Annotated in this window: 11 protein-coding genes; 4 read left to right on the forward strand and 7 right to left on the reverse strand. The window is 76.4% G+C overall.

Annotation, left to right across the window (positions count from 1 at the left end; genetic code table 11):
- Nucleotides 1-79 precede the first annotated feature (79 nt).
- A complete protein-coding gene (gene purF / locus WHI96_RS02980) occupies nucleotides 80-1,666 on the forward strand; it encodes an amidophosphoribosyltransferase (protein WP_425571520.1) in 1,587 nt (528 codons plus the stop codon).
- 43 nt (nucleotides 1,667-1,709) lie between these two features.
- The gene (gene purM, locus WHI96_RS02985) at nucleotides 1,710-2,807 is read left to right on the forward strand and encodes a phosphoribosylformylglycinamidine cyclo-ligase (RefSeq protein ID WP_345641366.1); all 1,098 of its coding nucleotides are present in this window, start codon (nucleotides 1,710-1,712) and stop codon (nucleotides 2,805-2,807) included.
- Between the two features lie 285 nt (nucleotides 2,808-3,092).
- Here the strand turns inward: purM and WHI96_RS02990 are convergent, their stop codons facing one another.
- The 4 genes from WHI96_RS02990 to WHI96_RS03005 all read right to left on the reverse strand — a co-directional run bounded on the left by WHI96_RS02990 (nucleotide 3,093) and on the right by WHI96_RS03005 (nucleotide 6,066).
- On the reverse strand, nucleotides 3,093-3,836 hold the full coding sequence (locus WHI96_RS02990) for an NUDIX hydrolase (protein WP_345641369.1): 744 nt from the start codon (nucleotides 3,834-3,836) through the stop codon (nucleotides 3,093-3,095).
- Nucleotides 3,837-4,030: 194 nt separating this feature from the next.
- Entirely contained in the window at nucleotides 4,031-4,234 is a 204-nt protein-coding gene (locus WHI96_RS02995; RefSeq protein WP_062399683.1) for a DUF3073 domain-containing protein, read from the reverse strand.
- A 222-nt stretch (nucleotides 4,235-4,456) separates the two neighbouring features.
- Nucleotides 4,457-5,584, reverse strand: a complete 1,128-nt coding sequence (gene ygfZ / locus WHI96_RS03000; protein WP_345641373.1) for a CAF17-like 4Fe-4S cluster assembly/insertion protein YgfZ — start codon at nucleotides 5,582-5,584, stop codon at nucleotides 4,457-4,459.
- Nucleotides 5,581-6,066 carry a Fur family transcriptional regulator gene (locus WHI96_RS03005; protein ID WP_412763154.1) on the reverse strand — a complete coding sequence of 162 codons (486 nt, stop codon included), beginning with the start codon at nucleotides 6,064-6,066 and terminating at the stop codon, nucleotides 5,581-5,583. Before WHI96_RS03005 ends, ygfZ begins: the two co-directional genes overlap by 4 nt.
- A 244-nt stretch (nucleotides 6,067-6,310) precedes the next feature.
- Here WHI96_RS03005 and WHI96_RS03010 point away from each other — a divergent pair, with 244 nt between their 5' ends.
- Together WHI96_RS03010 and WHI96_RS03015 are read left to right on the forward strand one after the other, a co-directional pair.
- A complete protein-coding gene (locus tag WHI96_RS03010; protein WP_345641376.1) occupies nucleotides 6,311-8,134 on the forward strand; it encodes a hypothetical protein in 1,824 nt (607 codons plus the stop codon).
- 43 nt (nucleotides 8,135-8,177) lie between these two features.
- Nucleotides 8,178-9,890 (forward strand): hypothetical protein, encoded by a 1,713-nt coding sequence (locus tag WHI96_RS03015; protein WP_345641379.1) that lies wholly within the window; start codon nucleotides 8,178-8,180, stop codon nucleotides 9,888-9,890.
- A gap of 3 nt (nucleotides 9,891-9,893) precedes the next feature.
- Here WHI96_RS03015 and WHI96_RS03020 read toward each other — a convergent pair whose 3' ends face one another.
- From WHI96_RS03020 to WHI96_RS03030, 3 genes are read right to left on the reverse strand one after another with little or no spacing between them, the layout of a single operon-like run.
- Complete coding sequence (locus WHI96_RS03020) at nucleotides 9,894-10,757, reverse strand: 5-oxoprolinase subunit C family protein (RefSeq protein WP_345641382.1); 864 nt, start codon at nucleotides 10,755-10,757, stop codon at nucleotides 9,894-9,896.
- Nucleotides 10,754-11,368: a 5-oxoprolinase subunit B family protein gene (locus WHI96_RS03025; protein ID WP_345641385.1), complete on the reverse strand. Its 615-nt coding sequence runs from the start codon at nucleotides 11,366-11,368 to the stop codon at nucleotides 10,754-10,756. Before WHI96_RS03025 ends, WHI96_RS03020 begins: the two co-directional genes overlap by 4 nt.
- Nucleotides 11,369-11,962 (reverse strand): heme-binding beta-barrel domain-containing protein, encoded by a 594-nt coding sequence (locus WHI96_RS03030; protein ID WP_345641526.1) that lies wholly within the window; start codon nucleotides 11,960-11,962, stop codon nucleotides 11,369-11,371. It abuts the gene before it with no gap.
- Between the last annotated feature and the right edge of the window lie 45 nt (nucleotides 11,963-12,007).

Consider the following 12,007-nt stretch of genomic DNA (forward strand, 5'->3'; position numbering starts at 1 on the left):
CCCGTACCTGGGGACATGTGATCTCGGGGCGTACAGTCGTCCCCTGGTCCCGGTACGCCGCCAGCCGAGGAGCGCCGCGTTGAGTTCCGTCCGGAACGAGCACGTCAGCCCTGAACGAACCCTCTCCCTCACCCCCGTCGCACCGCCCGCCGCCGAGCCCGACGAGCCAGGACCCCGCGAGGAGTGCGGCGTGTTCGGCGTCTGGGCCCCCGGCGAGGACGTCGCGAAGATGACCTACTACGGCCTCTACGCGCTGCAGCACCGCGGCCAGGAGGCCGCCGGCATCGCCGTGTCCGACGGCCGCCGCACCGTGGTGTTCAAGGACCTCGGCCTGGTCAGCCAGGTGTTCGACGAGCAGACGCTGTCCTCGCTGCGCGGGCACCTCGCCGTCGGCCACTGCCGCTACTCGACGACCGGCGCGACGACCTGGGAGAACGCCCAGCCGACGTTCCGCACCACGGCCGCGGGCTCCGGTCTGGCGCTGGGTCACAACGGCAACCTGGTGAACACCGCCGAGCTGCGCGAGGACGTCGCGAAGCTGGAGAACCGCAAGCGGTCCGGGCTGCGCGCGACCACCGACTCCGACCTGCTCACCGAGCTGCTGGCCGCGGGCGCCGCGGACCTCGGCGTCTACGAGGCCGCGATGCGGCTGCTGCCGCGGCTGCGCGGCGCGTTCTCGCTGACCTTCGCCGACGAGAGCACCCTCTACGCCGCCCGCGACTCCCACGGCGTCCGCCCGCTGGTCCTGGGCCGCCTGGAGCGCGGCTGGGTCGTCGCGTCGGAGACGGCGGCGCTGGACATCGTCGGCGCCTCGTTCGTCCGCGAGGTCGAGCCGGGCGAGCTCATCGCGATCGACGCCGACGGCATCCGCAGCCAGCGCTTCGCCGCTCCGGAGCCGAAGGGCTGCGTGTTCGAGTACGTCTACCTGGCGCGCCCGGACACCACCATCGCCGGCCGCTCGGTCTACGACACCCGGGTGGAGATCGGCCGCCGGCTCGCCGAGGAGCACCCGGTCGAGGCCGACCTGGTCATCCCGGTCCCGGAGTCCGGCACCCCGGCCGCGATCGGCTACGCCCAGGGCTCCGGCATCCCCTACGGCCAGGGCCTGGTGAAGAACGCCTACGTCGGGCGCACCTTCATCCAGCCCAGCCAGACCATCCGCCAGCTCGGCATCCGGCTGAAGCTGAACCCGCTGCGCAACGTCATCCGGGGCAAGCGGCTGGTCGTCGTCGACGACTCGATCGTCCGCGGCAACACCCAGCGCGCGCTGGTGCGGATGCTGCGCGAGGCCGGCGCCCTCGAGGTGCACGTGCGGATCGCCTCGCCGCCCGTGCGCTGGCCCTGCTTCTACGGCATCGACTTCGCCAGCCGGGCCGAGCTGATCGCCAACGGCGCCGACACCGAGGGCGTCCGACGCTCGATCGGCTCGGACAGCCTCGGCTACGTCTCGGTCGAGCAGATGGTCGCCGCCTCCGAGCAGCCGCGCTCGCGGCTGTGCTGCGCCTGCTTCGACGGGGAGTACCCGATCCCGCTGCCGGAGGAGGCCCAGCTCGGCAAGCACCTGCTGGAGGACGTCCCGGAGCCGACGGCGTCCGGCGCAGCCTCTGGCGATCCCGGCCCGCTGTCCGTCGGATACGGTGCCGGAGAAGCGCTGACCCGCCCGTAGCGGCACCCGATCACGACCCCGTCCCGACCTGGAGAGACCTCGCATGCCCTCGACCGAGCCCGGCCCCGCCAGCTACGCCTCCGCGGGGGTGGACATCGACGCGGGGGAGCAGGCGGTCGAGCGTTTCCGTCCGTTCGCCGAGAAGGCCACCCGGCCCGAGGTGCGCGGCGGCATCGGCGGTTTCGCCGGTCTGTTCGCGGCGAAGTTCGGCAAGTACTCCGAGCCGGTGCTGGCCGCCTCGACCGACGGCGTCGGCACCAAGGTCGCGATCGCGCAGGCGATGGACAAGCACGACACCATCGGCCAGGACCTCGTCGCGATGGTCGTGGACGACCTGGTCGTCTGCGGGGCCGAGCCGCTGTTCCTGCAGGACTACATCGCCATCGGCAAGATCGTCCCCGACCGGGTGGCGACGATCGTGCGCGGCATCGCCGAGGGCTGCCAGACCGCGGGCTGCGCGCTGCTCGGCGGCGAGACCGCCGAGCACCCCGGGCTGATGGAGGAGGGCGCCTACGACCTCTCCGCCACCGGTGTCGGTGTCGTCGACGCCGAGAAGGTGCTGCGGCCCGAGCGCGTCCGCCCCGGCGACGTGCTGGTCGCGCTCGGCTCCTCCGGTCTGCACTCCAACGGCTACTCCCTGGCCCGCCACGTGCTGCTCGACATCGCCCGGCTGCCGCTGGCCGGTGAGCTGGAGGAGTTCGACCACTCCCTCGGCGAGGAGCTGCTCGTCCCGACCCGGATCTACGCCAAGGACTGCCTGGCGATCACCGCCGAGACCGGCGTGCGGACGTTCTCCCACATCACCGGCGGCGGGCTGGCCCGCAACCTGGAGCGGGTGCTGCCGGAGGGCCTCGCGGCCACCGTGGAGCGCGGCTCGTGGACCCCGGCCCCGATCTTCAAGCTGATCCAGTCCCGCGGCCGGGTCGAGCGCGCGGAGATGGAGAAGACGTTCAACATGGGCGTCGGGATGGTCGCGGTGCTGCCGCCCGAGGACGTCGACCGCGCCCTCGCCGTCTTCACCGCCCGGCACGTCCCGGCCTGGATCCTGGGTGAGGTCGGCCGGATCGGCGACGTCGACGGTGCCGGTTCCGGCGAGCTCGGCGCCCGGGTGCAGCTGCGCGGGGAGCACCCCCGCTTCTGAGCGCCCTGCGCAGCCCGGGTTCTGCGGGACCAGCCGCGCTTCGCGGGACCGTCCGGTTCCTCTGAGCCGCCCGCCCACCGCCGGGGTGCGGGCGACGACCCCGGCGGGTGTACCGGCCACGAACTCGCTCACCGGGTAAGCGAGTTCGCCGACCGGAGTGCCGGGCCACCCGCCCTCGCACGGCCTGGCGATCCCGCACGACCCGGCCGCCGCACGGACCGACGTGGTGGCCGTACACCCGTACGGCGCGAGCCCGCCCCGAGCCCGCGACGGGGCTGCCACGGATCACTCGAACGAGTGGTGCAGCTCCGTGTCGTGCGACGCCGGCTGTCGGCTCCCGGCGCGGTGCGGCTCACGCAGCATCGGCGGGTGCAGCGCGGTCGCCGGACCGCGGCGGAACAACCGGGGCGGCCGTCCGCGGCCGCCGGTGACCAGCGTCGTCGTCGGTACGAGGAAGCCGTCGGTGGAGGTCACCTTGCGCTGGAAGTTGCGCGGGTCCAGGGAGGTCTCCCAGACGGCCTCGTAAACCCGGCGCAGGTCGGTCACCGTGAACTCGTCCGGGCAGAACGAGACGGCGAGCGTCGTGTACTCGAGTTTCGACTTCGCCCGCTCCACGCCGTCGGCGAGGATGCGCTGGTGGTCGAACGCCAGCGGCGGCACGTCGTCGACGGCGCACCACGCGGACGCGGCGGCCCCGCCGCCGGGCGTCGGCTCCGGCATGTCCGGCAGCAGCGCGAGGTAGCCGACGGACAGGACCCGGCCGCGGGGATCGCGGTCGGGTGCGGCGTAGCTCGCCAGCTGCTCGAGGTGCCCGCACACGGCGCTGCCGGTGTCGCTCCCGGTCTCCTCGCCCAACCGCCGGCTGGCGGTGTGCACGAGGTCCTCCTCCGGGCGCACGAAACCACCGGGCAGCGCCCAGTGCCCGACGAACGGGGGCTCGCCCCGTTCGATGAGCAGCACGTGCAGACGGTCCGACCGCACGGTCAGCACGACGAGGTTGACGGCGACCGCGAACAGGTTGCCGCGCATCTGCTGAACACCTCGGACGTGACGGGATCGGTGACCAAGCCTCCCACAGGAGACCGGTCATGATCTTGCCCTATCCGACCGGCCGGGGGAAACCGCCCGGTACGACCGGTCCGACGAGCGAACTCACCGGGTCGGCACGTGCCGCGGCGCCCGGGCCGCCGTGTCACAACGGGGGCCGGGCGCCGGGGTGGCCGTCAACGGCGAGGGTCGTCGTCCTCGTCGTTGTACTTGGCGGCGAGGTCGTCGTACTCGCCGTAGTCGTCCTCGCGGCTGTCGGTAGTCACCGCCGTCGCGCTACCGATCTCCCGCTGCAAGGCGTCGAGATCCATAGAAGGGGAGCTGTACTTGAGCTCACGGGCCACCTTCGTCTGCTTGGCCTTGGCTCGTCCACGCCCCATGGCAGGTCCCCCTTACAACAGGGAAGGGGCGGCCGGTCATTGCGCACGACCCGGCGGCCCCTCTCGTCTCATCAATGTCGTGAAACCAACCGTACCCTGCTCACCCCGGAACATGCGACGCGGCACCGCCGTCGTCACAGGCGGACCCGGCCCCGGACCGGCGCGGGGCCCGCCGGGTGTTCACCCGGTGGCCGCCCCACGGTCGTCCGGCCGGGCCGCGCGTCACCCGCGGCGCGCGGCGCCACCCGTCCGTTCCCGGGCCGCGCGGCCCGGCGGCGGGGTGTCCGGGTCCGGCTCGAAGGAGTCCGGGTCGATCGTGGCGGGGGAGACCCGGTCGTCGACGCCCGCGGTCAGCTCGGCGTCCACCGGGACCGACCGCTTGAGCAGCGCGAGTGCCACCGGGCCCAGCTCGTGGTGCTGGACGACCGTACCCACCCGGCCGACCGTGCGGCCGTCGCGCACCACCGGGTCGCCGGTGCGGGGCAGGTCCTCGTCGCCGGCGTCGAGCATCAGCAGCACCGTGCGCCGCGGCGGGCGCCCCAGGTTCGCGACCCGGGCGACGGTCTCCTGGCCCCGGTAGCAGCCCTTGGTGAGGTGCACGGCGGAGCCGATCCAGCCGACCTCGTGCGGGATGGTGCGGTCGTCGGTGTCGCGATGCAGACGCGGTGCGCGCGACTCCACCCGCAGCGCCTCGAACGCGATCGTCCCGGCGGCCCGCGCCCCGGCCGCGGTGAGGTCCGCCCAGCGGGCGTCCTTCGTCCCGCGGGGGACGACGACGTCCGCCGCGTCCCGGCCCGGCCACGGCGTCCGTCGTACGAACCCGCCGTCCGGCAGGGCCACGACGCCGTTCGGTGCATCGGGCACCGGCAGCCCCGCCGCGGCGAGCACGGTCGGGGTCCCGGGGCCGACGACCGACAGCACCGCCAGCTCCGCGGTGACGTCGCGCGGCTCGACCTTCGACCAGAACACCATCTTCGCCAGGTAGTCGAGCAGCGCCGCGCCCTCGCCGGGCTCGGTGTCGAGCCAGACCGTGTCCGCCGACGACGCGACGGCCATGTGGTGCAGCACCCGGCCCTGCGCGTCGAGCACCAGGGCCTCGGTGCCGGTGCCGGGCGGCAGTTCGCTGACGTGCTGGGTGAGCAGCAGGTGCAGCCAGGACAGCCGCTCCTCGCCGGTCACCGCCAGCACCTCGCGGTGCCCGCGGTCGACGACGGCGGCCGAGCGGGCCATCGCCCGCTGCTCGGCCGGCGGGTCGCCGTGGTGCGCGGCGACGACGTCGTCCGGGTCGGGGGTCGTGTCCTCGGCGTTGTCGGTGGTGTCGGGGTCCTGCTCGGATCCGGGAACGGTCACCGGTCTCCCTCCGCGCCCTCCTGGGGCGCCGTGTCGTCCTGCTCGGGGGCTCCGTCGGCGGAGTCCTCGTCGTCGTGCGCACAGTCGACGCACGTGCCGGACAGGGCCACGTGCGTCGCGTCCAGGTGGAAGCCCAGGTCGGCGAGCGTGCGACTCGCCACATCGGAGAGCAGCTCGGTCGGCGCCTCGTCCACCCGGCCGCAGTGGTGGCAGACGAGATGGACGTGGCGGTGCTGGTGCTCGGAGTAGGTCGGCGCACCGTGCCCGAGATGGGCGTGCCGGACGACGCCGAGCTCCTCGAGCAGGTCCAGCGTCCGGTACACCGTCGTGATGTTCACCGCCGGCGCCGTCGCCTGGACCCGGCTGCACACCTGCTCGGGTGTCGCGTGCCCCAGCTGCCGGACCGCGTCCAGCACGAGCTGGCGTTGAGGGGTCATCCGGAGCCCACGCCGGTGCAACGTGCCCTTCAGTGTGCTGTCCACACCGCCGATGGTATTCGGTACGGCCCGGTAGGCTCGGGACACGAGGACGGTGACCGCACATCGTGTCACGGAACCGTCCGTCGCGGGCCCCGCCACGCCGACGGACGACCGTTGCACGCTGCGTGGTTCGCCGCGACCCCGTCGTCGTGACTACCCTGACCGGCGAGGTCGCGCCGAACCGTCGGTCGGCGCACCTCGTACGTGCCCTCCGAGGGCACCCATGTCGACGACCTGAGGAGAGGCGATGACGGCAGACGGGGCGGACCGCCCGGGCGGTTCCCCGCGGTTCGACGTCGTTCTCCGCGGCTACGACCGTCGGCAGGTGGACGAGCACATCGTCCAGATGCAGCGACTGATGGGCCGGATGCGCGCGGACATCGACGCACTGCGGAGCCGGCCGATGCCGCCGCCCATGCCGGTGGCGCCGCCCGGCGGGTTCGCGCCCGGTCCGGCCGGCGGGCCGCCGCGCCCGGCGCCGCGTCCGGGACCGCGTCCCGGACCGGGGCCGTCGGAGTCCGATCGCCACGGTGCCGTCGACAACTTCTCCGACCGCATGCAGGCGATCCTGCAGAAGGCGGAGGAGGAGGCGGAGGAGATCCGCGGCAAGGCCCGTGCCGACGCCGAGCGCGTCGTCACCGAGGCCCGCAAGCAGGTCGACCGCGCCCGCGCCGACGCCGACCGGGCCCGTGAGCAGGGCGACAAGCTCCGTACCGAGGTCGGGGAGCTGACCCGCCGTCGCGACGAGCTGCGCGCCGAGGTCGGGAAGCCCCCGGCCACCGGGGACAAGGCCCGCCACGAGATCCGGCCGGTCCCCGGTCCGGGGCAGAAGCCCGGCGGACCGTCCGGCGAGGCCGGGTCGTCCGACGACCGCTCCGCGAAGCCCGCCGCGCAGTCCGGTGCCGGCGCCAAGCCCGCCGCCGCTGCCGCCGCCACGGGTGCGGACGCCTCCGCGCGCCCGGGGCAGGCCGACGCCCGGCCCGGTCGTCCCGACCAGGGTCGCTCCGACCAGGTCCGTCCCGACTCGTCGGACCAGCGCTCCGGTCGGCCCGGGCCGCGCGCGGGTGCACCGGAGCCGCAGCGTCCCGGTACCCGGTCCGGCGCCGAGGAGCGTCCGGGGTCCGAGCAGCGTCCCGGCCAGAAGGACCAGGGGCCCGCGCGTCCGCAGGGCGCCCCGAACGGCCGCCCGCAGGCCCCCGCGGCCGGTGCCAACGGCGCCGGGGCGAACGGTGCCCGACCCGCGGCCGCCCAGGCGTCGTCGTCGGGCGCCGCGGCACCCGCGCCGCGGCCCGGTCCCCGGCCGCAGCCGGGGCCCACCCCGGCACGCCAGGACTCCGGGTCCCAGTCCCGGCCAGACTCCGGCCCGGCCAAACCGGGCGCCGGTGGGACGGGTACCGACCGTCCGGCCGGGGCACCGCAGTCCGCCCGGACGGACGCCCCGGGCCCGAGGCCCGGCGGCACCGACGGGGACAAGGCCGCCGGCCCGCGTCCGGGTCCGCGGCCCGCACCGGGCCCGCGCCCGTCGCCGGCCCCCACCGGGCAGCAGGGTGGTGCCGAGCGCACCACCGCCGTCCGGCCCGGGGACGAGCCCGAGCCCGCCGAGCTGTTCCGGCCCGCGTCGGAGTCGCGCCCGGTCGAGGCGGAGCCGACGACGTCGGCCGTGCCGCGCCAGGACCCGCGTCCGACGCCCGGCGGCGACGCCGAGCGCACGGTCGCGGTCGGCGCCGTCCGCCGTTCCGGTGACACCCCAACGGATGGTTCGCAGAAGCCGCAGGCGGGGGACAAGGGCACCGCGGCCGGGGGTGCGGAGGCCGACGCGGAGCCGCCGACGACCGCGAACCCGGCCGCCGGCCGCGGCCCGGCCCGACCCGGTCCGGAGGGGGCCCGCAACGGCTCCGGCCAGGCCGGCCACGGTCAGAACGGTCGTAACGGTGCGTCGTCGGCGTCCGAGACGTCGTCGCAGGGTGGCGAGAAGGGCAACGGCGCGACCCGCAACGGTTCCGGCGCGGCCGCCGGCGACAAGGGCCGGACGGGCGCGGCACAGCCGTCGACGGGGACGCGCAGCAGCTGAGGTTCCCCGCGCGGGGCCCGGGACCCCAATAAGGTCCGGGCCCATGCAGCTCGGCTCGTTCACGGTCCCGGTCCTGCCCCTCGTGGCGGTGCTGGGCGCGGGCGTGCTCGTGGTCCTGGTCCTGTGGGGTGTGTGGCGTGCGCGCCGCACCTCCGCGCCCGTGCCGCTGCCGCTCGAGCCCCCGCGCACGGCCGCGGACCCGCAGCCGTCCTCTGCGGACTGGACCGGTGAGGCGGCCGGTGGCCCGGCCGACCCGCCGCCCCCGGCCCGTGCACGGACCGTCGCCGACGTGGTCGCCGAGCGCGGCGCGGACACCGGTCCGCTGCCGCGGGTGCCCGCGTACGCCGGCCCGGTCGTCGCCTCCGGTGCGGGGCGCCACGCCGCCCCCGACGGGGGCGAGGGCTCCCTGGAGGCTCTGGTCGCCCCCGCCGACGAGCAGCCCGACGCGGCCACCCTGGCCCGCGGTCGCGATCCGGAGGCGACGGCCGCCGTGTCGCTCGCCGCGGCGCCGCCGATCCCGGGTGCCGCGGCGGGAACCGGGGCCTCGGGTGCGGAGCCGCTGCCCCGGCCGCGTCCGACCCCGCGCCCCCGGTCGACCGGGCTGCGACGGGCCCGGGCTGCCGGGGCCGCCCCGCGTGCCGGGCGCGCCACCGCCGGCGACGGCACCGTCGAGGGTGCGCGCAGCACGGCGGACGTGGAGTCCCCGGCCGCGACGACCCCGGGGGGCGGCCCCCACGCGGCCGTCGTCCCCGCCGACGGCACCGCTCCCGTCGACAGGGCACCGACCGACACGGCTCAGACGGAGGCGGCCCGGACGGACACCGGCGGTACGGCCCCCACCGACATCGCCGCCACGCCCCACGCCGCCGCGTCCGGCACCGACAGCGCTGCCGGGACCGACGCTGCCGGGACCGACGCCGCTGCCGGGACCGACGGCGCCGCCGGGGTCGACCCCGCTTCCCCGACCGACGCCGCAGCGGCCCGGGTCGCCGCGGGCACCCCCGGCGACCCGGCCACGCCGCCGGTCCCGGAGTGGCCGGTCGCGCGGCTGCGCATCGTCGACGACCTCACCGACTCCGTCCCGCCCGGCCCGGACGCCACGCCGGCCGGGCGGTCCCCGGCCGCCGGGGACGAGACCGTGCCCCCGGCCGCGGAACAGGCTCCGGCCGCCCGGAAGGACACCGCGCCCGGCCCGCTGCCGCCCTGGTCGGCCGAGCGCGCCGAACCGGCCCCCGAGGACCTCCCCGCGACGTCCGGGATCCCGACGACGCCGCCCCCCGCGCCGACCCCGCGCACCGGGCCCGAGGTCACACCCCGGCCGAGCTCCGAGCCGGTCTCCCGGGCCGTGCAGCAGGCCCTCGCGGCCCGCGCCGTGCAGCGGGCGCGCCTGCGCGCCACCGACGCCGTCGTCGACCCGCAGCCCGACTCCCCCGGTGGCGAGCAGCAGGAGCTGCCGCTCGCCGTCGTCCCGACCGCGGGGGCGCGCACCCCGGCGGCCGGCGACGCGAGGGACCGGCTGCTCGGGGTGCTCCTGGAGGACCCGGCCCGCGCCGTCGACGCGACCGAACGGCTCGACGACACCCGCGACCGCATCGCCGAGCTCGACGAGGTCCTGCGCCGCCGCCGCGACGACCTGGCCGGCGCCGTCCGGCACCTGCACGAGTGCGGGCTCGACCCGGCGCAGATCGGCCGGCTGTCCGGCATGGCCGTCGACGACGTCCGCACCATCCTCGACGGCGAGGACGCCGAGCGCTGAGCCTCAGCGCAGCACGGTGAACCGCACGCCCGTCCCCGGCGGGGCCTGGGCGAGCAGCGGCAGGTCGGCGGGCTCGACGACGGCGATCACCGGGTAGCCACCGGTCGTCGGGTGGTCGGCGAGGAACACCACCGGCGGCCCGTCCGGCGGGACCTGCACCGCGCCGGTCACCATCCCCTCGCTCGGCAGCTCGTTCCGGCGCAGCTCCGGGCGCCGCTGCGGGGACGGCCCGTCGAGACGGACCCCGATCCGGTTCCCGTCGGCCGTCACCGTCCACCGCGGACCGGCGAGGGCGGCGTGCGGGTCGGTGAACCAGTCGTCGCGGGGGCCGGGGCGCACCCGCAGCCCGACCACGGCACCGGGCACCGACACCGGGACCGGCCCGGACACCGGGATCGGCCCGGGCCACGGGCCGACCGGCAGCTCGTCGCCGTCGGCGACGGGGTCGGGCCCCAGCCCGGACAGCAGGTCGGTGCTGCGGCTGCCCAGCGCGACCGGCGCGTCCAGCCCGCCCGCGACGGCGAGGTAGCACCGCAGCCCGCCGACCGGCGTCCCGACCGTCAGCTCGGCGCCGTCGGGCAGGTGCAGCGCCCGGTGCGACGCCGCCGGGCGGCCGTCGACGGTCACCGGCGCGGGCGCCCCCGTGACGGCGACGGTCCGGTCGCCCGAGGCGCGCACCCGCAGCCCGCCGCCGAGCAGCTCCAGCCCGGCGGCGCCGTCGTCGTTGCCGACCAGACGGTTCCCCAGCTCGTACGCCGGCCCGTCCAGCGCGCCCGACGGCGGCACCCCCAGGTGCGCGTGCCCCGGACGTCCGCGGTCGGTCACCAGCGCCTGTGGCCCGGTCCGCACCACCAGCAGCGCGCTCACCGGGGCTCGAACCGGACGCGGTCGCCGGGGGTGAACAGCGCGGGCGGGTCGGCGGCGGGGTCGAACAGGACCGTGTCGGTGCGGCCGATCAGCCGCCAGCCGCCGGGGGAACGCCGTGGGTAGACGCAGCTGTAGACGTCGGCGATCCCGACCGAGCCGGCGGGCACCGCGGTCCGCGAGCTCTCCAGGCGTGGCTGCCGCAGCGGCTCCGGGAGCCCCGAGAGGTAGCCGAAGCCCGGCGCGAAGCCGCAGAAGTCCACCCGGTACTCCGCGCCGCTGTGCAGCGCGACCACCTCGTCGACGGACAGGCCCGCGGTCGCGGCGACGAGCGCGAGGTCCTCGCCGTCGTAGGTCACGGGCAGCGTGTGGACGGTGCCGGTGCCCGCCTCGCCTGCGGCCGCGTCCGCGGCCCGTGCGACCTGCACGACCCGCTCGGTGGCGGCCCCGGGCGCCACCTCGACGAGCACGGTCCGGGCGGCCGGGACCAGCTCCCGCACCTCGGGCAGCGCGGCGTCCCGCACGGCGGCGACGACGGCCGCCACCCCGGCGGCGTCGTCGACCTCCAGCAGCACCGCCCGCCCGCCGCAGCGGCGGACCCGGACCGCGACCAACTAGCCGACCACGCGGTGCAGGACGGCCGAGATGTGCGGCTGCATCGGCTGCCCGACCATCGCGCGCTCGTCGACGTAGGCGAGATCGCCCTGGTTGACCAGGCCGTAGAGCCGCTTCGCCGCGGTGACCTCCTTGGCCGAGGGCGTCCGGGCGACGGCGTCGGTCTCGATCTGCCAGGACCGCATGTCGCCCCGCGGCCCGTAGTAGACCTCGACGATCCCGGTGTGGTGCGCGATCAGGACCTCGATCGAGCCGTCCTCCTGGGGGCGCCAGAACCCGGTCTCGCGGGCGGCCTGGCGGATGATCCCGCCGTCGTCGTCGAGCAGCCAGGAGCGGGCCTCGTAGGACAGGAACGGACGCCCGTCGTGCGCCCAGGTGATCTGCTGGCCGAAGTGGAACGGGCCCTCGATCGTCGGGTAGACGACCTCGCCGGTGCCGCGCCAGGTGCCGACCAGCGGCAGCAGGCCGAGGCATGCCTCGTGCAGGTCGGGACCCTGGCGCAGGTTGGCGGTGTCGTCGTCGACGGGCAGGTCGGGCCACTGCGGCCGGTTGCGCTGCGGGGAGTCCGGGGCCGCGTTCTCCGGGCCGGTGATCGTGGTCTGGAGCTCCTCGTCGGAGGCTGCGGCGGGCTCGGGGTC

The sequence above is a fragment of the Pseudonocardia tropica genome (assembly GCF_040105315.1).
Taxonomy (GTDB): domain Bacteria; phylum Actinomycetota; class Actinomycetes; order Mycobacteriales; family Pseudonocardiaceae; genus Pseudonocardia; species Pseudonocardia alni.

Excerpts from the sequence above, each read along its gene's own strand:
- WHI96_RS02990 (WP_345641369.1), bottom strand. The coding sequence starts at position 3,836 with ATGCGCGGCAACCTGTTCGCGGTCGCCGTCAACCTCGTCGTGCTGACC.
- purM (WP_345641366.1), top strand. The coding sequence starts at position 1,710 with ATGCCCTCGACCGAGCCCGGCCCCGCCAGCTACGCCTCCGCGGGGGTG.
- WHI96_RS03010 (WP_345641376.1), top strand. The coding sequence starts at position 6,311 with ATGACGGCAGACGGGGCGGACCGCCCGGGCGGTTCCCCGCGGTTCGAC.
- WHI96_RS03015 (WP_345641379.1), top strand. The coding sequence starts at position 8,178 with ATGCAGCTCGGCTCGTTCACGGTCCCGGTCCTGCCCCTCGTGGCGGTG.
- WHI96_RS02995 (WP_062399683.1), bottom strand. The coding sequence starts at position 4,234 with ATGGGGCGTGGACGAGCCAAGGCCAAGCAGACGAAGGTGGCCCGTGAG.